Annotated in this window: 26 protein-coding genes; 23 read left to right on the top strand and 3 right to left on the bottom strand. The window is 38.3% G+C overall.

Annotation, left to right across the window (positions count from 1 at the left end; translation table 11 throughout):
* Positions 1-6 precede the first annotated feature (6 nt).
* Entirely contained in the window at positions 7-465 is a 459-nt protein-coding gene (locus CBF30_RS10145; protein ID WP_126826243.1) for a low molecular weight protein-tyrosine-phosphatase, read from the top strand.
* 49 nt (positions 466-514) lie between these two features.
* Here the strand turns inward: CBF30_RS10145 and CBF30_RS10140 are convergent, their stop codons facing one another.
* Entirely contained in the window at positions 515-1,084 is a 570-nt protein-coding gene (locus CBF30_RS10140) for a class A sortase (protein ID WP_245975063.1), read from the bottom strand.
* 376 nt (positions 1,085-1,460) lie between these two features.
* Here CBF30_RS10140 and CBF30_RS10135 point away from each other — a divergent pair, with 376 nt between their 5' ends.
* The 6 genes from CBF30_RS10135 (at position 1,461) to CBF30_RS10110 (ending at position 7,530) form a co-directional block, all read left to right on the top strand.
* Positions 1,461-2,210 carry a hypothetical protein gene (locus CBF30_RS10135; protein ID WP_126826237.1) on the top strand — a complete coding sequence of 250 codons (750 nt, stop codon included), beginning with the start codon at positions 1,461-1,463 and terminating at the stop codon, positions 2,208-2,210.
* Positions 2,211-2,415: 205 nt separating this feature from the next.
* Positions 2,416-3,459, top strand: a complete 1,044-nt coding sequence (locus CBF30_RS10130) for a D-alanine--D-alanine ligase (RefSeq protein WP_126826233.1) — start codon at positions 2,416-2,418, stop codon at positions 3,457-3,459.
* 64 nt (positions 3,460-3,523) lie between these two features.
* The gene (locus CBF30_RS10125) at positions 3,524-4,894 is read left to right on the top strand and encodes a UDP-N-acetylmuramoyl-tripeptide--D-alanyl-D-alanine ligase (protein WP_126826230.1); all 1,371 of its coding nucleotides are present in this window, start codon (positions 3,524-3,526) and stop codon (positions 4,892-4,894) included.
* 153 nt (positions 4,895-5,047) lie between these two features.
* On the top strand, positions 5,048-6,559 hold the full coding sequence (gene cshA, locus CBF30_RS10120; protein ID WP_126826227.1) for a degradosome RNA helicase CshA: 1,512 nt from the start codon (positions 5,048-5,050) through the stop codon (positions 6,557-6,559).
* A 177-nt stretch (positions 6,560-6,736) separates the two neighbouring features.
* Positions 6,737-7,087, top strand: coding sequence for a holo-ACP synthase (gene acpS, locus CBF30_RS10115; protein WP_126826224.1), 351 nt, complete (start codon positions 6,737-6,739; stop codon positions 7,085-7,087).
* Positions 7,088-7,161: 74 nt separating this feature from the next.
* Positions 7,162-7,530 carry a type II toxin-antitoxin system PemK/MazF family toxin gene (locus CBF30_RS10110; RefSeq protein ID WP_126826221.1) on the top strand — a complete coding sequence of 123 codons (369 nt, stop codon included), beginning with the start codon at positions 7,162-7,164 and terminating at the stop codon, positions 7,528-7,530.
* A 77-nt stretch (positions 7,531-7,607) separates the two neighbouring features.
* Here CBF30_RS10110 and CBF30_RS10105 read toward each other — a convergent pair whose 3' ends face one another.
* Positions 7,608-7,967: a hypothetical protein gene (locus CBF30_RS10105; protein WP_126826218.1), complete on the bottom strand. Its 360-nt coding sequence runs from the start codon at positions 7,965-7,967 to the stop codon at positions 7,608-7,610.
* Between the two features lie 200 nt (positions 7,968-8,167).
* On the opposite strand from CBF30_RS10105, the gene CBF30_RS10100 reads away from it, so the two are divergent.
* The 12 genes from CBF30_RS10100 (at position 8,168) to CBF30_RS10045 (ending at position 19,827) form a co-directional block, all read left to right on the top strand.
* Complete coding sequence (locus tag CBF30_RS10100; RefSeq protein ID WP_126826215.1) at positions 8,168-8,386, top strand: YdbC family protein; 219 nt, start codon at positions 8,168-8,170, stop codon at positions 8,384-8,386.
* A 135-nt stretch (positions 8,387-8,521) separates the two neighbouring features.
* Positions 8,522-9,136, top strand: coding sequence for a guanylate kinase (gmk, locus tag CBF30_RS10095; RefSeq protein WP_126826212.1), 615 nt, complete (start codon positions 8,522-8,524; stop codon positions 9,134-9,136).
* 4 nt (positions 9,137-9,140) lie between these two features.
* Positions 9,141-9,440, top strand: coding sequence for a DNA-directed RNA polymerase subunit omega (rpoZ, locus tag CBF30_RS10090; RefSeq protein WP_126826209.1), 300 nt, complete (start codon positions 9,141-9,143; stop codon positions 9,438-9,440).
* A 138-nt stretch (positions 9,441-9,578) separates the two neighbouring features.
* A complete protein-coding gene (gene priA / locus CBF30_RS10085; protein WP_126826206.1) occupies positions 9,579-12,002 on the top strand; it encodes a primosomal protein N' in 2,424 nt (807 codons plus the stop codon).
* A 21-nt stretch (positions 12,003-12,023) separates the two neighbouring features.
* Positions 12,024-12,533, top strand: coding sequence for a peptide deformylase (gene def, locus CBF30_RS10080; protein ID WP_126826203.1), 510 nt, complete (start codon positions 12,024-12,026; stop codon positions 12,531-12,533).
* Positions 12,526-13,467, top strand: coding sequence for a methionyl-tRNA formyltransferase (fmt, locus tag CBF30_RS10075; RefSeq protein ID WP_126826200.1), 942 nt, complete (start codon positions 12,526-12,528; stop codon positions 13,465-13,467). The genes def and fmt overlap by 8 nt, the downstream gene beginning before the upstream one ends.
* Positions 13,467-14,834 (top strand): 16S rRNA (cytosine(967)-C(5))-methyltransferase RsmB, encoded by a 1,368-nt coding sequence (rsmB, locus tag CBF30_RS10070; RefSeq protein WP_126826197.1) that lies wholly within the window; start codon positions 13,467-13,469, stop codon positions 14,832-14,834. The genes fmt and rsmB overlap by 1 nt, the downstream gene beginning before the upstream one ends.
* 28 nt (positions 14,835-14,862) lie before the next feature.
* Positions 14,863-15,618 (top strand): Stp1/IreP family PP2C-type Ser/Thr phosphatase, encoded by a 756-nt coding sequence (locus CBF30_RS10065; RefSeq protein ID WP_126826194.1) that lies wholly within the window; start codon positions 14,863-14,865, stop codon positions 15,616-15,618.
* Entirely contained in the window at positions 15,611-17,449 is a 1,839-nt protein-coding gene (gene pknB / locus CBF30_RS10060; RefSeq protein WP_126826189.1) for a Stk1 family PASTA domain-containing Ser/Thr kinase, read from the top strand. Before CBF30_RS10065 ends, pknB begins: the two co-directional genes overlap by 8 nt.
* Before the next feature lie 150 nt (positions 17,450-17,599).
* On the top strand, positions 17,600-18,493 hold the full coding sequence (gene rsgA, locus CBF30_RS10055) for a ribosome small subunit-dependent GTPase A (RefSeq protein WP_126826186.1): 894 nt from the start codon (positions 17,600-17,602) through the stop codon (positions 18,491-18,493).
* 21 nt (positions 18,494-18,514) lie between these two features.
* Complete coding sequence (gene rpe, locus CBF30_RS10050) at positions 18,515-19,165, top strand: ribulose-phosphate 3-epimerase (protein WP_126826184.1); 651 nt, start codon at positions 18,515-18,517, stop codon at positions 19,163-19,165.
* Positions 19,162-19,827, top strand: a complete 666-nt coding sequence (locus CBF30_RS10045) for a thiamine diphosphokinase (RefSeq protein WP_126826181.1) — start codon at positions 19,162-19,164, stop codon at positions 19,825-19,827. Before rpe ends, CBF30_RS10045 begins: the two co-directional genes overlap by 4 nt.
* Positions 19,828-19,913: 86 nt before the next feature.
* On the opposite strand, the gene rpmB is transcribed toward CBF30_RS10045, so the two are convergent.
* Positions 19,914-20,102 (bottom strand): 50S ribosomal protein L28, encoded by a 189-nt coding sequence (rpmB, locus tag CBF30_RS10040; RefSeq protein ID WP_126826178.1) that lies wholly within the window; start codon positions 20,100-20,102, stop codon positions 19,914-19,916.
* Between the two features lie 284 nt (positions 20,103-20,386).
* On the opposite strand from rpmB, the gene CBF30_RS10035 reads away from it, so the two are divergent.
* The 4 genes from CBF30_RS10035 (at position 20,387) to plsX (ending at position 25,723) form a co-directional block, all read left to right on the top strand.
* On the top strand, positions 20,387-20,749 hold the full coding sequence (locus tag CBF30_RS10035; protein WP_126826175.1) for an Asp23/Gls24 family envelope stress response protein: 363 nt from the start codon (positions 20,387-20,389) through the stop codon (positions 20,747-20,749).
* 64 nt (positions 20,750-20,813) lie between these two features.
* Positions 20,814-22,490 (top strand): DAK2 domain-containing protein, encoded by a 1,677-nt coding sequence (locus CBF30_RS10030; RefSeq protein ID WP_170169006.1) that lies wholly within the window; start codon positions 20,814-20,816, stop codon positions 22,488-22,490.
* A 136-nt stretch (positions 22,491-22,626) separates the two neighbouring features.
* Complete coding sequence (recG, locus tag CBF30_RS10025) at positions 22,627-24,663, top strand: ATP-dependent DNA helicase RecG (protein WP_126826172.1); 2,037 nt, start codon at positions 22,627-22,629, stop codon at positions 24,661-24,663.
* 61 nt (positions 24,664-24,724) lie between these two features.
* Positions 24,725-25,723 (top strand): phosphate acyltransferase PlsX, encoded by a 999-nt coding sequence (gene plsX / locus CBF30_RS10020; protein WP_126826168.1) that lies wholly within the window; start codon positions 24,725-24,727, stop codon positions 25,721-25,723.
* The last annotated feature ends 8 nt before the right edge of the window (positions 25,724-25,731 follow it).

The following is a 25,731-nucleotide window of genomic DNA, read 5'->3' as shown; positions in this document are numbered from 1 at the left end:
AGAAAGATGTACCAAGTGATGGTTGTTTGTCTAGGAAATATTTGTCGTTCACCAATGGCAGAGGGAATAATGAAACAAATGCTAAAGCAAAATGGATTAGAGCATAAAATAGCGGTTAGTTCTGCCGCAACGAGTGCTTGGGAACAGGGAAATCCGCCCCATATAGGAACTCAAAATATTTTAAAACGAGAAAATATTTCTACAAAAGGAATGGTCTCAAAGCAAATTACGGCTCAAGATTTTCAAGAGTCAGATTTGATTTTAGGAATGGATCAACAAAATGTAGCGGATTTGCTGAATAGGGCACCAGATGGAACAAAAAAGAAAATTCATTTATTTTTAGAAAATGGAACAAAAACCGCTAAAGAGGTACCAGATCCTTACTATACTGGAGACTTCGAGTTAACGTATCAACTCATTCAACAAGGCTGCAAGTATTGGTTAGAAAAGATTTGTATTAAATAAACAGCTCCAAACAAGCGTTGACAAAAAACTTGTTTGGAGCTGTTTATTTTTATTTGTAGGTATTAGTTGCAATATTAAATGCCTCTTTTGCTTCTTCGCTCGCCTCTTTTGTACTTGAAGCAGAAACAAGCTCTCCTTGGACAATCAAACGTTTATCGCCGGTTGTGTCGCAGGTGACTAGTGTCACAAGTTTTTTGCCGGCCACGTCCTCAATGACTTGGACTTGGTCTGGCGTGACATATTCTTTCATCGTAATCTTGTAAGTATAGACGTTGCTTAAATCTGTTAAATAGATAAGTGAGCCTACATTAACGTTAACAAGTGGTGAAAAAAGTAAACTCTCGTTGATCATGTGGTGACTGGCAAGAGCGTAGTTGCCTGAGCCCATCACCTGCTCCTCCTTCATTGTACCTGCACCAACTGCTAAAGAATAATTGGAAACTCCTTTGATGATAGGCAAATTAAGTTGGACGCTTGGGACAGCAATCCCTCCTAAAATAGCCAATTGATCTTGGTTTAATCGTGCCTGAATAATGGTATCAAAGTCTAGAGATTTCACTTGTTCAAAATTAAAATCCGCTTTTTTTTGTTCGTTTTTCTTGATTTTTTTTGGCGTCATATGTTCGATTCGATTGGTTGCGGTTGTTTGTTTGACAATTTGATTTTTTATTTGTTCGTTGAAGATAAGTACTAGCCCAACAATTAAAAGAATAACTAATAAGAAGTTTGTGAGCCAATTTTTCCATCTTTTTTTCGATTGATTTTCTTTGGACCTACGTTTTTTGTGAATAATAAACCCCTCCTGTGATTGGTTAAAAATCTTGCATTTTCATTTTAGCAAAAATAAAACAAAAAAGAAATGATAAGAAGATTACATAAGCATTTCTAAAAAATAAAAAAAGTGTAATATGTAACATAAATTTAAAAAAATTTTTGACACTTTTTTTATATAATGAGGTAAAATAAAGAGTGAATGAAAGAAAGGGGGGGAACTGGTGTCGGATTACATATATATCCATTTAGATAACATGACGAATGCAGTTCTTTCAGATGGACTAACGAATCTTGATTTTAGCCATTCTATCGTACAACGTCCCAAAAATTTGTTGCTGCTTGATCCAAATTGCGAAGAAGGAGAATATGAGCCACATACTGGCTTGAAAATCATTCGTGAACCTGAAGAAATTGAACAGTATTTTCTCTATATCAGTAAAAAAAGAGAACCACAAATTAAGTGGATTGATTTTAATGAATTAGCACTAGTAAAACAGTTAACCCCAATGGAAATTTCAGAGCTGCTTTACTTTGGACATATGAGAACACAATTACATTCTCCATTTTTTTATAAATTACAAAATAATTATGTTTTTTTTGAAACAGATCGGTTAACCAAAGTTTACTATCGTCATTTAGAGGAGTTCTACTTGACAATTGGTGGGAAGATAACCAGGCTGGTACTCGAAAAACTAAACAATAAAAAATCTTTTTTTAAAAGAGCGATTCCAGTAGAACCTGTTCCATTGGAAATTGTAAAGGAGCTTCATGCTGTTTTTCAAGAAGGAATTGTTCTGAGCTTTAAGCAAGAAGAGATTGTGAATAAAACGTATACCATTCCAATCTATGTTGTAGAAGATCGATTGCGTGAAGCAAGAGAGCAGAGATATACGGAAGAGATGAAAATTGCTTCTTTAGTTTATAATACAAGTAAAAAAACCTGGCATTTTTTTGAAGATGAATTAAACTAGTCGCTAGTAACAAAAGGTTGGGGGAGCTTCTCCAACCTTTTGTTCGTTTACGAAAACTAAAGGAAGTGAAGTCAGAGCGGAAAATCACTTATTTTTGTTCGTTTTTATGTAAACTCTAAAATAGAAATAGAGTTTTTGGCAAAAATACAGTATAATAATGTCGTGTAACTTGAAAGAAGTGCTATTTTAAGGGGGCGAAAATGATTTGAAAATCATTTTAATTTACGGAGGAAAAAGTGCAGAACATAAAGTGTCACTTTTATCTGCTTTTTCAATACTACAAGCCGTTTACTATGAATATTATCAAGTGCAACTGGTTCAAATTACGCAAGCAGGAATTTGGCGAAAAGGACCAGTTTTGACAGATATTCCTAAAGATAAAACTATTTTAGATTTGACAGAGGCTAATTCTCAGGTGATTACACCAGCTGACATCAAAGAAGAAAATAGTATTGTGATGCCGATTTTACATGGACCCAACGGAGAAGATGGGACGGTCCAAGGGTTGTTTGAAATGTTAGATATGCCTTATGTCGGTTGTGGCGTTTTAGCCAGTGCATGTGGCATGGACAAGATTATGACGAAACACATCCTGCAACAAGTGGGGGTACCTCAAGTTCCTTATGTGTCAGTTGTCAAAACGAAATGGAAAGAGCAACCACAAGAAATTTTTGAAAAATGTGAAGGAACGCTATTATATCCAATGTTTGTCAAGCCTGCTAATTTAGGTTCTAGTGTTGGAATCAGTAAAGCAGAAAATCGCGAAGAATTACAGTGTGCGATTGAAGAAGCTTTTGGATTTGATCGTCGAGTGTTAGTCGAGCAAGGGATAGAAGCGCGTGAGATTGAGGTTGCTGTTTTGGGCAATGAAGAGGTGCGGACGACCGTTCCAGGAGAAATTGTGAAGACTGTCTCTTTTTATGACTACGATGCAAAATACCTTAATAATGATGTTGATTTACAAATTCCTGCCGACATTCCAGAAGAAATTCAGCAAAAAGCACGTGAATATGCAGAAAAAGCTTATTTGACATTAGATGGAAGTGGCCTTAGTCGTTGTGATTTCTTTTTAACGAGTAATAATGAATTATTCCTAAACGAAATCAATACAATGCCAGGCTTTACACCTTTTAGTATGTATCCATTGCTGTGGCAAGAAATGGGGCTTCAATATGGCGACTTACTAGAAGAGTTAATCCAGTTAGGTTTGATGCGTTATAAGCAGAGAAAAAGTTTGAGAATGCAATAATTAGATGCAGGTCAAAAGCTGAACAAGATCGTTCAGCTTTTACTTTGTTAAAGAAGGAGAAACTATGCAATTAACATACCATGAAATTGCATCCGTTGTGCATGCAAAAAATAATTGGGAAAAATGGCCTGATTTTACTATTTCTAGTATTGAGTTTGATAGTCGTTTGCTTAAAGAAGGGGCATTGTTTGTACCGTTAAAAGGTATACGTGATGGCCATGATTTTGTCGAAAACGCGCTACAGCAAGGAGCGAGCGCGACCCTTTGGGCAAGGGGAAATGTACCAGAAGAATTTCCCACTTTAGTTGTGGAGGACACGCTGCTAGCACTGCAAGAACTAGCTCGCTACTATCTGAAAAAAATGAATCCCAAGGTAGTGGCCATCACTGGAAGCAATGGGAAAACCACAACAAAAGATATGACTGAAGCCATTTTAAAACAAAAATACCATACCTATAAAACTCAAGGAAACTATAATAATCATATTGGACTCCCGTATACTATTTTACACATGCCAAATGAAACTGAGGTTTTGGTATTGGAGATGGGCATGGATCATGCAGGAGAAATATCATTTCTTGCTAAAATGGGTAAGCCTGAAATTGCGGCAATCACCTTGATTGGAGAGTCACATATTGAGAATTTTGGCTCTCGTAAAGGAATTGCGCAAGCAAAAATGGAAATCACAGAAGGGTTACAAGCAGGGGGAGAACTGATAATTCCTGCAGATGAACCATTGCTAACCTCATTTGTAAAAGAAATTGACCCAAGTATAAAGGTGACAACATTTGGGCTTTACGGGGCCAGTGATTGCTATGTGACGTCTATTGAAGAAGAAAAAGAAAGAACAAGCTTTACGGTGAATCTCTATCCAGACATGGCGTTTCAAATCCCTGTTTTGGGTAGCTACAATGCCCGAAATGCTCTAGTTGCGATTGAGATTGGTCGACACTTTGACTTGGATCTCACTCAAATACAAAGAGGTCTTAGTACTATGAAGTTGACTCAAAATCGAACGGAATGGAAAAAAGCCCAAAATGGAGCTGACATACTCAGTGATGTTTATAATGCCAATCCAACAGCGATGGGCTTGGTTTTGGATACTTTCTCAAAATTGGAAAATAAGGGAAAGAAACTCGCAGTATTGGGAGATATGTTAGAGTTAGGGGATGCGTCTGCCGCGTTACATCAACAAATGAAAAACCATTTAGATCCTGAAAAAATTCAGGAAATCTATTTATTTGGTCCTGAAATGAAAAATCTTTTTGAGGAACTAAAAAAAGTATATAAAAACGAGTCAATTCACTATTATTCATTTGCTCAAAAAAACCAGTTAATTCAGGACTTACAAGCTTCTTTAGCGCCCCAAGATATGGTGGTTTTAAAAGCAAGTAATGGGATGAAATTAGAGGAAATCGTGCAAAAAATCAGCTGAAATTGACAAAAATTAAGAGGTATCATTTGTAAGAATGCATAAAATATGATAAAATTTGACGGATGTGGACTTGAACGTATGTGAAATGTTGAAATATAAATTCGAGAAGATAGACGTCACAAGTTAGAAACAAAAAAATTAGGAGGATATCATTTGAAATTTGAAGAATTAGGACTTTCTGAAGATCTACTAAAAGCAATTAAACGTTCTGGCTTTGAAGAAACTACCCCAATCCAAGCAGGAACGATTACGCTAGCGTTAGAAGGAAAAGATGTTATTGGACAAGCACAAACTGGAACAGGGAAAACGGCGGCATTTGGATTGCCAATGTTGGAAAAAATTGACACAAAGAATCGTGTTACTCAAGGTTTGGTCATTGCGCCAACTAGAGAACTTGCGATTCAAACGCAAGAAGAGTTATTCCGTTTAGGAAAAGATAAAAAAATTCGTGTACAAGCAGTTTACGGTGGGGCAGATATTGGCAGACAAATCCGCGCGCTAAAAGATCATCCACACATTATTGTTGGAACTCCAGGCCGTATGTTGGACCATATTAACCGTCGCACCTTAAAACTAGATACAGTGGAAACACTTGTCTTAGATGAAGCAGATGAAATGCTTAATATGGGCTTTTTGGATGATATTGAAGCAATCATTGCTAAAGTACCTGACCAAAGACAAACCTTACTTTTTTCTGCTACAATGCCAAACAGCATCAAGCAAATTGGTGTGAAATTTATGAAAAATCCGGAACATGTCCAAATCAAGTCTAAAGAAATGACAGCAAGTTTAATCGATCAATACTACGTTCGTTGTAAAGATTACGAAAAATTTGATATTATGACTCGTTTGTTTGATGTTCAAACGCCGGAATTAACGATTATTTTTGGACGTACGAAACGTCGTGTAGATGAACTTGCAAAAGGGCTTGAAATGCGCGGATATAAAGCAGAAGGAATCCATGGAGACTTGTCTCAACAAAAACGGATGAGCGTCTTACGTGCATTCAAAAGTGGCAAACTTGATATTTTAGTCGCAACAGATGTTGCCGCTCGTGGATTAGATATTTCTGGTGTTACGCATGTGTACAACTACGATATTCCACAAGACCCAGAAAGCTATGTTCACCGTATTGGGAGAACTGGCCGTGCTGGAAAAGGCGGACTGTCTGTAACATTTGTTACACCAAATGAAATGGGCTACCTTCATGTGATTGAAGAGCTTACGAAAAAACGGATGAGTCCAATGCGTCCGCCAACCGAAAAAGAAGCCTTTAAAGGTCAAATAACTGCAGCTGTTGAAAAAATTGATCAAGACATTGTAGAAGGTGAAAGTGATCTTGACAAATATAAAGAAACCGCTAGTGCTTTACTTGAAAAGTATTCTGCTGAGGATTTAGCAGCATTATTACTTAAGAGCATCGCCAAAACGGCTTCAGATGTTCCTGTAAATATTACGCCAGAGCGTCCATTGCCATCGACTGGGAAAAAAGGACAACGTAATAACCGTAGCAGCAACAATCGTTATGGACAACGTAACAATCGTGGCGATAGCCGTGGCGGCAATAGCAAAAATAATTACAGTAAAAATCGTAATTATCAAAAGAAAAATAAACCCAAAGACAAGAGTCGTGGATTTGTAATTCGTACGAACACAAAAGGATAAGGACAAATAGTTAACTAATAGTAATTTCCTTTTTGTAAAAGCCAGATGAAAATTCTGGCTTTTTTCGTATGTTTAGTTTGAAAATAAATTAAAAAAGGAATGTTTTTTTATATAATAATGTTGTATAATATTATCATATACGAGAAAGAAAGCTGTTTCATTGAGCGAGGTGGGAAAATGATCTATGGAATTGGAATTGATATTGTTGAATTAGAGCGGATTAAAAATATTATTGTAGAAAAACCTGCTATGATTCAAAAAATATTAACTAAAAAGGAACTCGAAAAATTTGACACATTATCTGAAAAAAGAAAAGTGGAGTATTTAGCGGGAAGATTCTCCTGTAAAGAAGCTTTCTCAAAGGCTTACGGAACAGGTCTTGGAAAGTTGGGACTCCGTGATATTGAAATACTTTCAGGGGAATCTGGCAAGCCTGTTGTGACACAATCACCATTTGAAGGCAAGGTGCATGTGTCAATTTCTCATACAGACCAATTAGCGACAGCCCAGATTATTTTAGAAAAATAAAGCTTAGCGGCTTTGTTTTTTACATTTTTTGTTTTAAAAAGGTATGTAAAAAATAAAGAGAGAGGGGGAAAGAAATGATTAAGAGAGGGGATATTTTTTTTGCAGATCTTTCACCAGTTGTAGGATCAGAACAAGGAGGGACGAGACCAGTGTTAGTTATCCAAAATAATTTGGGCAATCACTTTAGTCCTACGGTTATTATCGCAGCAATTACCGCCAAAACATTTAAAAATAAACTGCCCACACATATTCGCATTAGCTCGAATAAATCGGGCATCACAAAGGATTCGGTTGTATTGCTTGAACAAATTCGAACCATCGATAAATCAAGACTGCGAGAAAAAATTTGTCAGCTAGATACAGAAAATATGAACCAGGTCAATCAAGCGATTTGCGTTAGTTTGGGGCTCTATTTATCAGAAACGAAAAAGAAGATTACATAAGAAAAAAGACTGGTACCTAAACATACAGGGGTATGCTTAGGTACCAGCCTTTTTTCTATTCATTATCTAGCCGCGAACTACGCACGTGCGATTCTTTGGTGTAAAATACTAACTTTCAGAATATCCTTTATCGCAATCATGCGCAACGTTTGGGAGGGTAAGGAACGTAATATAATCTGTGCAGGGCTATTTTTATTCCTGTACACAAAGCCGGCGACAGTTTCAAACTCAGGTAGGGCACTATTGGTGAGGCGTAACTGAATAACCACAAGTTCTTTGTTTCGAATTGCAACATCCAGCTGTCGACAAATCTTTTCCTTTTTCTCTTTATCTTTGAGAGAATCATCAAAAAAGGCAGCAAGAATTTTTTGCGAAGATAAAGAAACTTGCTTCGTAAACCTTTTTATATTAGCAGATTTATCTTGCTTTTCCTCCATCACCATCACCTCTAATTTCATTATAGGATCTTTTTTGGTAAAAATCAACTGCTTCAATCGAGTGTTATTGTATCTTAAAAAACGATTTTTTTCAACAAAAATAAAATGAAGCGTATTTTGCGTATTAATACATGACAGGGAAAAAGCTTTTTAAGTAATTCAAATTTTGGTATACTAGACTTGAGTAAAGGAGTGGGATTATGCCACAAGAATTTTCGTATGAGATTGTCGAAGAAATAGCGGTTTTATCGACAAATCCTAAAGAATGGACGAAAGAACTGAATTTGGTTAGTTGGAATGGTCGGCCGCCTAAGTTCGACTTAAGAGACTGGGCACCAGGACATGAAAAAATGGGTAAAGGGATTACTTTAACGAACGAAGAATTTGAAGAACTTGTTAAAACAATAAAAGAAATGTAGTTTTTTTCCCTGTCAACTTTTTGGATAAAAATAAAAGAAAGCTTATAAGCCTATAAAAAAACTTGCAAAAAGACTTGAACAAGTGCAGAATATAGAATAAACTATCTTATGATACTGTACTGAAAGGAAGACACCATGTCAGAAAGAGGATTACTAATTGTATTATCTGGACCCTCAGGTGTAGGGAAGGGAACTGTTAGAAAAGCAATATTTGAAAGTGAAGATAATGATTTTCAGTATTCTATTTCAATGACGACACGAAAGAAAAGAGTCGGAGAAATAGAAGGAGTGGATTACTTTTTCCGTACACGCGAAGAGTTTGAAGCTTTGATTGAGGCCGGTGAGATGTTGGAGTATGCGGAGTATGTCAACAATTATTACGGAACGCCTCTTTCGTATGTGAACAAAACTTTGGATGAGGGAAAAGATGTTTTCCTTGAGATTGAAGTGCAAGGTGCCATGCAAGTAAAAGAAAAAGTCCCAGATGGTGTGTTTATTTTTCTTACGCCGCCTGACTTGACGGAGCTAAAGTCTAGAATACTCGGTCGAGGAACTGATGACTTGGCAGTTGTAGAAAAAAGAATGCGTATAGCACGTGAAGAAATTGAAATGATGAGCAATTATGATTACGCAGTGGTCAATGACAAAGTTGAGTTCGCTGTAAAAAGAATAAAAGAAATTATTTCAAGTGAGCACTACCGAGTAAACCGGGTAATAGACAAATACAAAGAAATGTTAAAGGGGATGTAGCACTATGATGTTAAAACCATCAATTGACTCATTATTAGAAAGAGTAGATTCTAAATATTCTTTAGTGATTTTAGCAAGCAAGCGAGCACATGAATTGGATTTGGGTGCAACTCCTATGTTAGAAGAATTTGAATCTGTGAAAAGTGTGGGCCAAGGTTTAGAGGAGATTGAGGCTGGGGACGTAATTGTAGATCCAAATCCTGAACTAAAACGTGCACTACACAAACGAAAAGAAGAAGAGCGCAAGTTAGCGCAAGAAAAAGAGAAAAAAGAATTAGAAGAAAAAATTCAACAAGAAAAATAATAAATAAACAGAACTAGCCTAGTACTAGTTCTGTTTTTTCCATTTTGGGGAGTTAATCGTTCTAGGAAATGAAGACAAATGCTCTGTAATTTAGTAAAATAAAGAAAATTGATCAAAATGAAAGCGAGGAGAATAAAAGTGGACTATTTAGCGAATATTATTGTTGATGTACCAACAATGCAAACGGACATTCCTTATTCTTATCTCGTTTCAAAAGCGTTGGGGAAAAATATTCAACCAGGTATGCGTGTAGCAGTCCCCTTTGGCAATGGAAATCGCAAAGTACAAGGTTTTGTTGTGAGCATTGAAGAGCGAAGTGACGATACAATAGTTGACCATTTAAAAGAAATCGATACTGTATTTGATTTAACACCAGTTTTGAATGAAGAACTATTGATACTTGCTGAAGAAATGAAGCGACGGACGTTTTCGTTTAAGATTACTTGTCTTCAAACCATGCTTCCAAGTGTCATGAAAGCATCGTACCAAAAATGGATCAGAGTAGTTGATGAGATTCCAGAAGAAATAAATGCACGAGTTTTTCACTATTTGGATGAGGTTTCGTTTGATGAAGTAGAAAAATCAAATTATTTACCAGAAGTTATGAGACTCAAGCAAGAAGAAAAAGTCGAAATTCGTTACGAAGTGAAGTCAAAAAATCGTGTGAAAACGATTCAGGCGTTTGCTACATCCTTGACGTTTGAACGCCTCGAAGAAGAACGAATGATGTTGCGAAAGTCTGCCAAAAAGAAAAACCAATTGCTCCTCTACCTACAGTCGTTAGACGGCAAGTCTTGTACGATTAAAGAGGCAACAGAAAAACTAGGCATATCTCGCCAGACAATAAAAGAAGGGGAAAAGCAGGGCTGGTTGACGATTACAGAGCAAGAAATTTACCGTGATCCATACAAAGAACGTTTCTTTGAACGGACAGTACCACTGAAATTGACGCCTCAGCAAGAACTTGCCTACCAAAAAACTAGGCGGGCAATGGATGAAGAGCAAGCGACGACATTCTTGCTTGAAGGAATCACAGGTAGTGGGAAAACAGAAGTATATTTACAAAGTATTGCTCATGCCTTAGAAAAGGGAAAGTCTGCAATTTTACTTGTGCCGGAGATTTCTTTAACGCCGCAGATGGTCCAACGTTTCAAAGGGCGTTTTGGGGATGAGGTTGCAGTGTTACATAGCGGACTTTCACAAGGAGAAAAATATGACGAATGGCGTAAGATAGAGCGGAAAGATGCACGGGTGGTGGTTGGCGCGCGCTCTGCCATTTTCGCTCCAATAGAAAACTTAGGGATTATCATCATTGACGAGGAACATGAAACTAGTTATAAGCAAGAAGAAACCCCAAGGTATCATGCAAGAGACCTAGCTATTTGGCGTTCTAAGTATCACCACTGTCCAGTGGTCCTAGGAAGTGCCACCCCCTCGTTGGAATCGCGTGCTCGAGCGCAAAAAGGAGTTTACGAGTTGCTAGTACTCAATGAGCGGGCAAGTGCCCAAGCTACACTCCCAGAGGTAGAGATAATTGATATGCGAAAAGAGTATCGGCAACAAACGGGAGGGACATTTTCCACTAAATTATTAGAGCAGATTCAGCTTAGATTGGATAAAAAAGAACAGACGGTATTGATGCTTAATCGAAGGGGCTATTCTTCTTTTTTGATGTGTCGAGATTGTGGATATGTACTCCCATGTCCAAATTGCGATATTTCGCTAACACTGCATATGGATACTAAAAAAATGAAGTGCCATTATTGTGGTCATGAAGAACACATCCCGCATACTTGTCCTGTCTGCAATAGCAAAAAAATTCGGTATTATGGCACAGGGACACAAAAGGTAGAAGAAGAACTAAAGAAAAATTTCCCAACAAGCAATATTATCAGAATGGATGTAGATACAACTAGAAAAAAAGGGGCACACGAAAGACTATTACAGAAATTTGGTAATCAAGAAGCGGATATCTTGCTAGGGACTCAAATGATTGCTAAAGGACTTGATTTTCCTAATGTGACATTAGTTGGTGTGTTAAACGCAGATACAGCTCTTAATTTACCTGATTTTAGAGCAAGTGAAAAGACATTCCAATTGTTAACTCAGGTAAGTGGGCGTGCTGGTCGGGCAGACAAAAAAGGTGAAGTGATCGTTCAAACATTTAATCCGAAGCATTACGCAATTCAATTTGCCCAGGATCAAGATTATGAAGGGTTTTACAAAAGAGAAATGCAAATCAGACATCAAGGAAATTATCCGCCTTACTTTTTCACCGTTCAAATCATTACCAATCATGAAGATGAGACTGTAGCAGCAAAAAAAATGTTTCAAATTGTTCAACAGCTAAAGCAAATACTCTCTCCACAAAGTATTCTGCTTGGCCCTACGCCAAAAGCTGTGCTACGCGTGAATAATCGGTATTTTTATCAAACAGTGATCAAATATAAGCACGAGCCCCAATTAGAGGCAGCGCTACGAGCTATTTTGGAAGAGGCGCAGCTTGAAGTTCGACACGGACTGCGTTTGTCAATTGACGTTGAACCGATGAATTTTATATAAAGAAATAGAAAGAGGGAAAACATGCGTTATCCAGTTGTGCTATATCCAGATAAAATATTAAAACAACAAACCCGGCCGGTGGTAGAAATTACCGATGAAATGATTCAATTATTGGATGACTTGTATGAAACAATGCTTGCTCATGATGGGATTGGTATTGCAGCTCCCCAAATCGGAAAAAACTTGCGGATTGCAATTGTGGCTCTTGGAGATGAGGAAGAGGGAGAAGAAGTGGAGATTTTTGAATTGATCAATCCTCAAATCATCCAAAAAAAAGGTTCTTCAGTGGATGTTGAAGGATGTCTTAGTCTGCCAAAAGTTTATGGAACAGTGGAGCGAGCAGAGGAAGTAACCGTTCGTTATATCAATCGTGAAGGCCACGAAATGGAAGTGGATGCCTATGGATATCTTGCTCGAGCGTTTCAGCATGAGATTGATCACCTGAACGGGGAAGTTTTTGTAGATAAAATAATTGAAAGAATTGCACCAGAAGAATTGGATGCATTTATGGAGGAACATATAGATGACTAGAGTAGTATTTATGGGCACACCAGAGTTTTCTGTCCCTATTTTAGAAGGGTTGCTTGCACAAAACTATGAAGTAGTTGCAGTTGTCACACAACCAGATCGACCAGTTGGAAGAAAAAAAGTCTTAACAGCGCCTCCTGTAAAAATAGCAGCAGTTGCACATGGATTGGAAGTGTTGCAGCCAGAAAAAATCAGTGGGTCAGTCGAAATGCTGCGAGTAATGGAGTTTGAACCAGATATTATTGTTACCGCTGCCTTTGGGCAATTTTTACCTGAAAAACTGATTCAAAGTGCAAAGCATGGTGTGATTAATGTTCATGCTTCGTTGTTGCCCAAGTACCGAGGAGGTGCACCGGTACATTACGCGATTATTAATGGAGAAAAAGAAACGGGTGTAACCATCATGCAAACTATCAAGAAAATGGATGCAGGTGCTATCTACCTTCAACGGGCAATTCCAATTACAGATAAAGATGATGTAGGCGAGATGTTTAAAAAATTAAGTATACTAGGAAAAGAGCTCCTGCTTGAAGCTCTGCCAGATATTTTATCTGGTAGATTGCAAGCAACTCCGCAAAATGAAGCAGAAGTTTCTTTTTCGCCAAATATTAAGCGGGAAGAAGAAGCCATTGATTGGCAAAAAAATGCGGGGCAGATTGATTGCCAAGTTCGGGGGATGCGGCCCTTCCCAGGAGCTTTTACCATGTATCAAGGAAAAAGGATGAAACTTTGGGACGTCGCTGTTGTTTTAGAGAAGACAGAGGCAAAGCCAGGGACGATTGTTGCCATCCACAAGAAAGATTTTTGGATTGCAGCTGGCAATCAAACAATTGTTCAAATCAACCAACTGCAACCAGCAGGAAAAGGTAAACTATCAGCAGTAGACTTTCTAAACGGAATTGGCAAAGAGATGAGTATTGGAGATAAAGTAGAATAATGGCAAAAAAAATTAAAGCATCAATGAAAAGAAATCCTCGATTTTCAGCACTCATGATTTTAGTGCAAATTGAAACCAATCAAGCGTATTCAAACTTGCTGGTTCACCGAGAAATGGAAAAAATGAGTGTCAGCGGTAAAGACAAAGGCTTACTTACAGAGATTGTCTATGGAACAATTAGTCGAAAACTATACTTAGACTTTTGCTTAGCTCCTTTTATCGCAAAAGCTAAAAAAGTAGATACCTGGGTGAAGACGTTATTAGAGTTGTCCGTATACCAACTGCTTTTCCTGGACCGAGTGCCCGATCATGCTGTTTTAAATGACGCTGTAGAAATTGCTAAGGCGAGAGGAAATGAAGGAATCGGTAAGTTTGTCAACGGAGTGCTTCGAAATATTCAAAGAAAAGGTGTTCCTTCAACTGAGACAGTTGCTGATCCACTCGAACGCTTGGTTCTTGAAATTAGCATGCCAAGATGGTTAGTCGAAACATTATTAGAGCAGCTTTCCATGGAAGAAGTCAAACAGTTGGGACTTTCTTTATTTACACCGAGTCGTGTTAGTGCTAGAGTAAATCCTAAATATATATCCTTAGACTCAGCAGTAGCAGAACTATTAGAAGAAGGAATAGAAGTGAACAGAAGTAGTGTTTCGCCTTATGGAGTCATTGGGGAAAAAGGCTTTTTGGCTGGAAGTCAGTTGTTTGAGTTTGGGTATTTAACCATTCAAGATGAAAGCTCAATGCTTGTTGCCCCTGCAATGCAGTTAGAACCTCAGCATCAAGTGCTAGACGCCTGTGCAGCACCAGGAGGGAAAACCACACATATTGCGACTTATCTAGATCCTTCAAAAGGTGGAAAAGTCACTTCTTTAGACATTCATGAAAAAAAATTAACGTTAATCAAAGAAAATGCGGAACGGTTACATGTGGAGGACGTTGTGGAGACACAATTACTTGATGCGCGTAAAGTCAACGAAACTTTTGCAGATGAGACTTTTGATCGTATCTTGGTAGATGCTCCTTGTTCAGGATTAGGTTTGCTGAGAAGAAAACCTGATATTAAATATAGCAAAGCGAAAAAAGACTTGGCTGCTTTACAAAAAATCCAAAGCGAAATTCTTGAAAGTGTTGCATCGAAGCTTAAAGTTTCAGGGATTTTAACCTATAGTACTTGTACCATTACGATGGAAGAAAATGATGAAGTTGTCGAACTTTTCTTGAAAAATCATCCAGAATATGAAAAAATAGAAGTTCTAGGGAGCGAAACGGTTCCTTTGTCAGTGGAAAATCAGACAGTTAAGATTTTTCCTCAGCAATATAATACAGATGGATTCTTTATTTGTTGTTTAAAACGCAACGCAAAATAGATTAAGAACAAAGTAAAGAGGTGCAAAGATGCAGATTAAATTTCTTACAGATGTTGGAAAAAAAAGAAAAAATAATCAAGATGCTGTAGGTGTATTTGCGAACCAACACCAAATTCCTTTTGCTGTTATAGCAGATGGAATGGGGGGGCACCAGGCGGGAGATGTTGCCAGTGCCATGACTGTAAGTGACTTGGGGAAAGCTTGGGAAAAAAATACTTTGGATAGTCGTGAAGAGATTGTCCAATGGTTACTCAAAATAATTCAATCAGAGAATGAAAAAATTTTTCACAGAGGTGAAGAAGAGGAAAAACTAGCAGGAATGGGAACAACTATTGTTGCAGCAGTATTTATAGAGGAAACACTGATTCTAGCTCATGTTGGAGATAGTCGGTGCTATTTACTTCGGAATTCTGTGTTGAAGCAAATAACCGAGGATCATTCTCTAGTCAATGAGCTTGTCAAAACTGGAGAAATAACGCAAGATATGGCAGTACATCATCCTAGAAAAAATGTATTAGTCCGCTCACTAGGTTTGCCAACCATTGTCGAGATTGATGTTTTGGAGCTTGAGCTACTAGTGCATGATCAAATCTTACTGTGTACAGATGGACTAACGAATATGTTGGATGATCAAAGGATAAAAACCATTATTCTAGAAAAAATAGACATAAAAGAACGCTTGGAACAGTTAGTCAATGAAGCAAATGAAGCTGGTGGAAAGGACAATATTACGGTCTTATTAGCGGAAAATGAAATGCAAGCGGAGGAGGGAACCCATGGTTGAAATTGGAAGAAAACTTAGTGGACGTTATAAAATACTTGGAAACATCGGTAGCGGTGGTATGGCAAATGTCTATTTAGCGCACGACTTAATTTTAGATCGCGATGTGGCGGTGAAAGTTCTTCGCTTTGATTTTCAAAGCGATCAAGGAGCAATCAGACGTTTCCAACGGGAGGCGCTTGCAGCGACAGAGCTTGTACATCCTAATATTGTAGCTGTATATGATGTTGGAGAAGAAGAGGGTATGCAGTATTTGGTGATGGAATACGTCAAAGGAACCGATTTAAAAAAATATATTGCCGCCCACTCGCCACTTTCTAATGAAAGAATCGTTTCAATTATGGAACAAGTATTGTCGGCAATTTCATTAGCGCACAGCCATCGGATTATTCATCGGGATTTAAAACCACAAAATATTTTGGTTGATGAAGACAATACCGTGAAAATTACTGATTTCGGTATTGCTATTGCCCTTTCTGAGACGTCCATTACACAAACCAATACGTTGCTAGGTTCTGTTCATTATTTATCCCCAGAACAAGCACGTGGAAGTATGGCAACAAGACAATCAGATATTTATGCATTGGGGATTATTTTGTACGAATTAATTACCGGAAAAGTTCCGTTTGAAGGCGAGTCGGCTGTTTCGATTGCTTTAAAGCATTTTCAAAGTGAAGTGCCTTCTGTTAGGGATTTTAGACCCACTATTCCACAACCACTAGAAAATGTTGTATTACATGCGACTGCTAAAGAAGCAAGTGATCGATATGTTTCTGCGGATGAGATGTTATCGGACATTAGTACTTGTTTAGCACCAGAAAGAGCTGGGGAGCCGATTTTTGAGCCAAGTTCTATGTTAGATGAAACAAAAGTTATCCCCGCTCTTTCGGATGAAGAGCTTGCAACAGGCGGTGATGAGCCAGCAGTAGAAGTATCAGAAGCTGCTAAAGAGCAACCAGAAGAAAACAACAACAAAAAAAAGAAAAGTAAACGAAAGATCTGGCTGATTGTCGCGGCGGTATTAGCAATTTTGGTTGGTACAGGTACTTTTTTTGCAATGACGGCGCCTAAGACAGTGACGATACCAAGTGTAGTCAATTTAACGCAAGAAGAAGCGACAGAAAAGCTGGAAGAAAAAGGTTTGAAAGTCTCGACCAAAACGGAAAAAGTTTCGAGTGATAAAGTTGAAAAAGATAACGTTGTTCAAACAGATCCTGCTAAAGGGACTCCTGTTAAAGAAGGGGCTACAATCACGCTTTATATTAGTACGGGTGCAAAGAAAGTCAATATGCCAGATGTAAAAGATCAAACTTACCAAGAAGCGGTAAATACGTTGACGGAAAGTGGTATTAAAAAGACAAATATTCGTAAAGTTGAAAAGTACAGTGATACAGTTGAAAGTGGAAATGTGATCAAACAAACACCCGCAAGTAATAAAAGTATTGCTGCTGATGAAACAATCGTGGAACTTACGGTCAGCAAGGGAGCAAAAACAGTTAGTCTTAGAAGTTTGATGTATATGACAAAAGCAGAGGTTCAAGACTACTTTGATCAAGAGGGGTTGATCTTAATTGACCAATACACTTACTCGGATACGATTGCTCAAGGAAGTGTGATTGCTCAAGATCCAGTTGCAAGAACCCAGGTGAAAAAAGGTGATTCGATTACAGTAGTTTTCTCAAGTGGGCCAGAACCTAAACCCTCTACAACTGAAACGAGTCAAAGTACAACAGAGAGTACCACAAGTCCGAGTACAACGACGACCTCTGCTACAACGACCTCAAGTACAGCCAACTCTTCTGAGACAACAACGACATCCACCGGACCTCACTAAAAAATCAATCAAAAAAATAGTAATAAAGATATCGGGGTGTGAAATAAAAGTTTTTATTTTTGTTTCACGCTCTTTTTGTCTTTGACAAATATTGTACTTGAAAATTTTGTCTATATTAAGTACAGTTAAAGAAAAAGGAGAGGTGAGTGCGTGACTACTGGACAGATTAGAAAAGCTTTAAGTGGGTTTTATTATGTTTATTTTGAGGGAGAAACCTACCAAACAAGAGCGAGAGGAAACTTTCGTAATCGAAAAATTACCCCTTTGGTGGGGGATCAAGTGATTTTTGAAAGTCAAAATAGTACGGATGGTTACTTACTTGAAATTTTACCTCGAACGAATGAGCTGGTCCGCCCACCTGTGGCAAATGTGGATCAGGGAATTGTCGTGATGAGTGCGATAGAACCAAAATTTTCAAAAAATTTATTAGATCGCTTTTTAGTCACCTTAGAATATGAGCAAATTCAACCCATTATCTATGTGTCGAAAGTAGACAAGCTAGACGAGACTGCTTATCAAGAGATTGTAACAATTAAAAAAAGTTACGAAAAAATAGGGTATCCTGTCATTGTGCCAGATTTTCAGACAGCAGAACAAGACCTTACGGAAATCATCCGTTATTTTCCTAATCGTTTGAGTGTGTTTATGGGACAATCTGGTGCAGGAAAATCGACTTTGTTAAATAAGATTGCCCCTGAGTTAAATCTTGAAACAGCGATGATTTCCAAACATTTAGGACGTGGGAAACATACGACTCGCCACGTTGAATTGTTACCACTCTATGACGGGTTAGTAGCAGATACTCCAGGGTTTAGCTCAATTGATTTTTTAGAGATGACAGCAACCGAACTGCCTAAGCAGTTTCCAGAGTTTGTCGCAGCTGCACCAGCGTGTAAATTTAGAGAGTGTTCTCATCGGCATGAACCGCACTGCGAAGTGCAACGCCAAGTGGAACAAGGAGAAATTACTAAAAGCCGATACGATAACTATTTGTTGTTTTTAGAAGAAATTGAGCAGAGAAAACCAATCTATAGAAAAAAATAAACGACAAAGGGATGGGTAGAAATGAAATTAGCTCCGTCGATTTTAAGTGCAGATTTTGCATATTTAGCTCGAGATATTCAAATTGTGGAGGATGCTGGAGTAAGCTATTTGCACATTGACGTTATGGATGGACATTTTGTTCCAAATATCACATTTGGACCAAGTGTTGTAGCAGCCATTCGTCCGATAACCAAATTGGTTTTAGATGTTCACTTGATGATTGAAAAACCTGAAAACTATGTTGAAGACTTTGCTCAAGCGGGAGCTGATATTATTACAGTTCACGCAGAAAGTACAAAACACTTACACAGGGTCATTCAGATGATTCAAGCATGTGGTGTGAAAGCTGGGGTCGTCATCAACCCAGCTACGCCAATTCAATCCATCCAACAGGTGCTCTCAATGGTTGATTTGGTTCTGATTATGACGGTTAATCCCGGATTCGGTGGACAACGTTTCTTGCCAGAAATGTTAGAAAAGATTCGTGATTGTAAACGTTTAAGAGATGAACAAGGATATCAATATGAGATTGAAGTCGATGGTGGGATTATTCCGGAAACGGCTAGTTTATGCAAAAATGCGGGTGCGGATGTGTTTGTTGCGGGTTCTTATATCTATAACAGTGATGTACCAGCAAAGCAAATACAAGCGCTAAATGAGGCATTAAGATGAAGGAGCAAGCAAGACGAGTGATTGTAGTTGCGGGTGGACCGACTGATTTGTGGCCAAAGAATGCATTGGAGCTGATTAAGTCTAGTGAGACAGTGACTATAGGGGTTGACCGAGGAGCGCTTCATCTAATAGAACAAGGAATCGTTCCTGCAATCGCGATTGGAGATTTTGACTCTTTATCAGAAACTGAATTAAAGCGAGTGGAGTCTTGTGTGGAGAATATTCACTATTCAATACCAGAAAAGGATGACACAGATATGCAACTGGGAGTATTGGCTGCAATGGAGTTTTATCCACAAGCAGAAATGATTTTACTTGGGGCGACTGGCGGGCGTATGGATCATTTTTTATCCAACTTGTGGCTTGCTTTGGAACCACGATTTCAAAAAGTACTAGCGCAAATTTCTTTGCTTGATTGTCAAAATACCATTCGCTATTTTTCACCGGGAACCTATACAATTAAAAAAGAGGGCGATAAAAAATATCTTGCGTTTGTGTGCTTTGCACCCGTAAATGGCTTAACCTTGTATGATGCAAAATATACACTGAAGCAAACGGATGTGACACGACCAATTTCTTATTCGAGCAACGAATTTGTTGGAGATAGTACCACGTTTTCTTTTTCATCGGGCTGTGTCGCGGTGATTCAAAGCAAAGATTGATTGAGTTGATAAATTTATTTTTTAGTTCAGCAAAATAAAAGACAGCTACCTCCAGCAGAGGCAGCTGTCTTTTATTTATTTAAGCATTACGCACGCTCAATTTTACCTGATTTCAAAGCACGAGTTGAAACCCACACTTTCTTTGGTTTACCATCTACTAAGATACGAACTTTTTGTAGATTAGCTTTCCAAGAACGTTTTGATGCGTTCATTGCGTGAGAGCGTGAATTACCGCTTTTTGATTTACGACCAGTAATATAACATTCTTTTGCCATGTTTCTTCCTCCTTTGCTTTGAAATTGAGCGTTTTATATCCGACTCATACTTAAAATAATTTATCATAGCTACGAAGAATTTGCAAGAAAAATTTTTTCAATTCAATAGATATCTTTCTGTTTTTTAAAAAAAAATAAGCGACAAAATAACAAAAAAATTTTTTTCGTTCTAGAAAATCATTCATAAAAGGAAAAGAAAATAGGATTTTTCTTTTATTTAAAGTAGTGCTATGATAAAATGATGTATGAAATTGGGTTACTATGACCAAAAGGAGGAATTATCAATGGCTGTAAAAATCAAAACAAAAGCCGGTACGATTGAAATTTCTAATGATGTAATCGCGACAGTTGTTGGAGGTGCCACAACAGATATTTATGGTATCGTAGGCATGGCAAGCAAAAACCAAATTAGAGATAATTTAAATGAATTATTACGTAAAGAAAATTACGCCAAAGGTGTGGTTGTACGCCAAGAAGAAAATGGTGTTGCAATTGATGTGTATACAGTAGTAAGTTATGGGACAAAAATTTCTGAAGTGTGTCGCAACGTTCAAGAAAAAGTCAAATATAATCTTGAGACTTTGCTCGGTGTCACTGCAAATTCTGTTAATGTATTTGTTCAAGGGGTTCGTGTATTACCAGATTAAATCAAAAAGTAGCGTGTAGGTTGCAAGGATTAGGTGCAATCATTTCTTAAGGAGGATTATTTAATTGAAAGTAACAGCAATCAAGGGGAGTCAGTTCCAAGCGATGGTCCAAGCTGGTGCGAACCGTTTGAATCAAAATGCAGAATATGTAAATTCTTTAAACGTATTCCCAGTACCTGATGGAGATACTGGAACAAACATGAATTTATCCATGACGAGTGGGGCAAAAGCTGTAGGTAGTGCGACAACAGATAGTGTTGGAGAGCTTACAGCTATTTTGTCGAAGGGATTATTAATGGGGGCACGAGGCAACTCTGGGGTTATTCTTTCTCAGTTATTCCGTGGCTTTTCAAAAGATTTAGCAAATGAAAAAGTACTGAGCGCAGCACAACTTGCGCAAGCTTTTACGCATGGTGTAGAAACAGCATACAAAGCAGTGATGAAACCAGTTGAAGGAACCATTTTAACGGTTGCAAGAGAAGGTGCACGTGCTGGTGAGAAAAAGGCGAGCGAGACACAGGATTGCGTAGCAGTCATGGAAGCGGTCGTAAAGGGTGCTAAACGAGCATTGGACAAAACACCAGATTTACTCCCAGTTTTAAAAGAAGTAGGGGTTGTAGATAGTGGCGGACAAGGTTTGCTATTTATTTATGAAGGCTTTTTAGAGGTGTTATCTGGTAAGGTATCAGAGACGCCTGTCTACCAACCAAGTGCAGCGCAAATGGATGAAATGGTCAATGCAGAACATCATCGCAGTGTCCAAGGTCAAATGTCTACCAAAGATATCAAGTTTGGCTATTGTACTGAAATCATGGTGAAAATTGGTGAAGGTCCAACAGTAGATAGTAAGTTCGATTACGACACCTTTAGGAATTATTTAAATGAGCTTGGAGATTCCTTGTTAGTAGTAGCAGATGATGAAATCATCAAAGTGCATGTACATACAGAACATCCAGGAGAAGTCATGAATTATGGGCAGAAGTTTGGCTCTTTAGTTAAGATAAAAGTGGACAACATGCGTGTACAGCATGAAACAATCTTGGAACATGATGCAGATGTTAGTCAAACAAAAACACAAGAACGCGTTCCTTATGCTGTGATTGCGATTGCAGCTGGGAAAGGAACACAAGAGTTATTTAAGAGTTTAGGTGCAAGCTATATTATTAGTGGTGGCCAAACAATGAATCCAAGCACAGAGGATATTGTTAAAGCAATTGAAGAGGTTCATGCGGATAATGTTATTATTTTACCAAATAATAAAAATATCTTTATGGCTGCAGATCAAGCAGCCGAAGTAAGTGATGTGGCAGTAGTTGTGGTCCCATCCAAAACAATCTCCCAAGGCATGACAGCCATGTTGTCATTTAATCCACAACAATCGCTGGAAGAAAATCAAGTAGCCATGACTGCTATGTTGGAAGAGGTAGTGAGTGGTCAGCTTACTACAGCCGTTCGAGATACGACTATTGACTCTATTGAGATTAAAAAAGATGAATTTATCGGAATGATTGATGGAAAAATTGTCGTTTCAACGCCCAATCGCCTAAAAACAGCATCTGAAACTATTAAAAAAATGTTGAACGATGACAGTGAGATTTTGACCATCTTGATTGGTGAAGAAGGCAATTTAAAAGAGGCAGAAAAATTAGCGACTGAAATGAACGAGCTAGACGATGAATTAGAAGTTGAAATTCATCAAGGGGATCAACCAGTCTATCCTTATCTATTCTCGGTAGAATAAAGAGCTCATAGGGGATTTAAATATTCATATTTTTAAACCACTGCTTAAGTAGTGTAGATACAAAAGAGGCGGGGCTTAAGTCGTTAAGTGACCTGACCTCTTTTCTTTTTCTATCAATTAGAGAGGAGGGAAACGCGTGAAAAACTTCCAGGATTCTGTTGCGGTTTTAAAAGGTGTGGGGGCAAAAAGGGTTGAGAGTCTTCAAGAGTTGGGCATCGTGACGATAGAAGATCTGGTTACCTACTATCCTTTTCGCTACGAGGACATTCAAGAAAAACAATTAAATGAAATTCAGGATCAAGAAAAAGTGGTTTTAAAAGGACTAGTTATTAATGAACCAGTGGTTTCATACTATGGATTTAAGAAAAATCGCTTGAATTTTCGACTTTTAAAAGAACATGCAGTCATCAATGTGACTTTTTTTAATCAAGCATTTTTAAAGAATAAAATTCAAGCATCGGAAGAAGTTGCTGTATTTGGTAAATGGGATGCCAAAAGAAAAGCACTAACGGGCATGAAAATCTTAGGAACTAAAAACAATGAGGATTTTGAACCTATTTATCATGTGAATAAGAAAATCAAGCAAGCGACGTTAGTGGAGTTAATCAAGGTTGCTTTTTCGGAATATTACGAAGAAATCTATGAAGACTTGCCAGCAGAGCTTTTGTCCAAGTATCAATTAATGCATCGACCAGAAGCTGTTTACGCCATGCATTTTCCCAAAGATAACGAGCAAAGTGCTCTAGCACGCAGACGATTAATCTTTGAAGAATTTTTTTTGTTTCAGATGAATATGCAACGGTTGAAGAAGCAGGAACAACGTATAGGGAAAGGAACGCAAATACTGTACGATGTGGAAAGGCTAAAGGGGTTTACTCGTTCGTTGCCTTTTGAGCTGACACAAGCTCAAAAGCGTGTCACAAATGAAATCTGCCGAGATATGCGCAGTAAACAAATGATGCATCGTTTGCTTCAAGGAGATGTTGGAAGTGGAAAAACGGTCGTAGCAGCTATTGCGCTTTATGCGGCGATGTCGGCAGGTTATCAAGGAGCATTAATGGTTCCAACTGAAATTTTGGCGGAACAGCATCTAGAGAGCCTCAATCAGCTATTTAATCCACTTGAAGTTCGCGTAGCGCTCCTAACGGGGTCAACAAAAGCCAAGGAAAGGCGGAGAATTTTAGAAGAGCTAGAATCAGGAATGCTTGATGTTGTGGTAGGAACGCATGCTTTGATTCAAAAGGATGTCAATTTTCACCGCTTAGGTCTTGTGATTACGGATGAGCAGCATCGCTTTGGGGTAAACCAACGGAAAATATTGCGGGAGAAGGGGGCTAACCCAGATGTCCTTTTCATGACAGCAACCCCGATTCCAAGGACGTTGGCCATCACAGCATACGGCGAAATGGATGTTTCAGTAATTGATGAACTTCCAGCAGGTAGGATACCCATTGAAACGAGATGGATTAAAACGCAACAAGTCGATACGGCTCTTTCCTGGATGAAAAAAGAAGTGCAAAATGGCAGTCAGGCCTATGTCATTTGTCCACTAATTGAAGAATCGGAATCAATGGATGTAAAAAATGCAACAGAGATTTATGAACATTTGCACCAATTCTTTGAACCTGAACATCGGGTTGGGCTGTTGCATGGGAAGATGCCTGCCCAAGAAAAAGAAGCAATCATGCAAAAATTTAAAGAAAATTATCTACAAATCTTGGTATCTACTACAGTGATTGAAGTTGGGGTGAACGTACCCAATGCAACGATGATGATGATCATGGATGCGGACCGTTTTGGGCTTGCTCAACTCCACCAACTTAGGGGGCGAGTGGGCAGAGGGAAGAAAGCTTCGTACTGTTTGCTTGTTTCAAACCCTAAAAACGAGCTAGGGAAAGAGCGTATGAAAATCATGACGGAGACTACAGATGGGTTTAAACTAAGCGAAAAAGATTTAGAAATGCGGGGCCCAGGAGAATTTTTTGGAGCGAGGCAGTCTGGTGTGCCACAATTTCAGTTGGGAAATATAGTGGAGGATTATCAGGTACTTGAAGTAGCCAGAGAATGTGCGGAGAAAATTTGGCAGCAACCTACTTGGTGGCAAGAGCCCCAGTATGCTGGATTAAAGCAAAAATTAGCTGTTGGAGAAGCCGCTGAAATCTATTTTGATTAAGAAAATATGCTATAATAGTAAGGCAAAATAAATGAGTAAAAACGAAGGTAGGCGTTAATAAATGAAAATCGCAGTAGATGCAATGGGTGGAGATCATGCGCCACAAGCAATTGTCGAAGGTGTGATGTTAGCCAAAAAGGAACATCCAGAAATTGAATTTCTATTATATGGAAAAGAAGATGAGATTAAAAAATATGTGACAGATGCCACAAATGTTAAAATTATTCATACGGATGAAAAAATTAATGGAGAGGATGAACCAGTCAAAGCAATCCGTCGGAAAAAAACAGCTTCCATGGTTTTGGCAGCTCAAGCAGTAAAAAACGGAGAGGCAGATGCTATTTTTTCAGCAGGAAATACAGGAGCCTTGCTAGCAGCAGGGCTGTTTATCATAGGAAGAATCAAAAACATTGAACGCCCTGGTTTGATGACAACGATGCCTTTTGTTGGATCTAATGAAGGGGGCTTTGACTTTATTGACATGGGGGCCAATGCGGAGAACAAACCAGAACATTTATTACAATACGGAGTTTTGGGTTCTTATTATGCAAGAAATGTACGCAAAGTTGCAAAGCCAAGAGTTGGGCTGCTTAATAACGGAACGGAAGATGGCAAGGGAAATGAACTAACCAAAGCAGCTTACAAATTGTTAGCTGAAGAGCCAAGTATCCATTTTGTGGGAAACGTTGAGGCTAGAGATTTGTTGAGTGGGGTTGCTGACGTTGTCGTGACAGACGGTTTTACTGGAAATGCAGTACTGAAATCTATAGAAGGAACTGCGATGGAATTGATGAAGTTATTAAAATCTTCTATATTAGATGCAGGCATTAAGGGGAAATTTGGAGCCCTTATGCTGAAAGATGCTCTTAAATCAATGAAAACAGAATTGGATTATTCGACTCATGGTGGTGCGGTGCTATTTGGGGTTAAGGCACCTGTGATTAAAACACATGGTTCAACCGGTCCAGAAGCAGTAAACTATACAATTCAACAAATTTACACGATGTTGGAAAGCCATGTTATCGAAGAGCTGGTTGAACACTTTGAAACACAAGCATAAAATGAGAA

This window comes from Vagococcus entomophilus, from assembly GCF_003987595.1.
GTDB lineage: Bacteria > Bacillota > Bacilli > Lactobacillales > Vagococcaceae > Vagococcus_E > Vagococcus_E entomophilus.
This window is presented reverse-complemented; position numbering and strand designations above follow the sequence as displayed.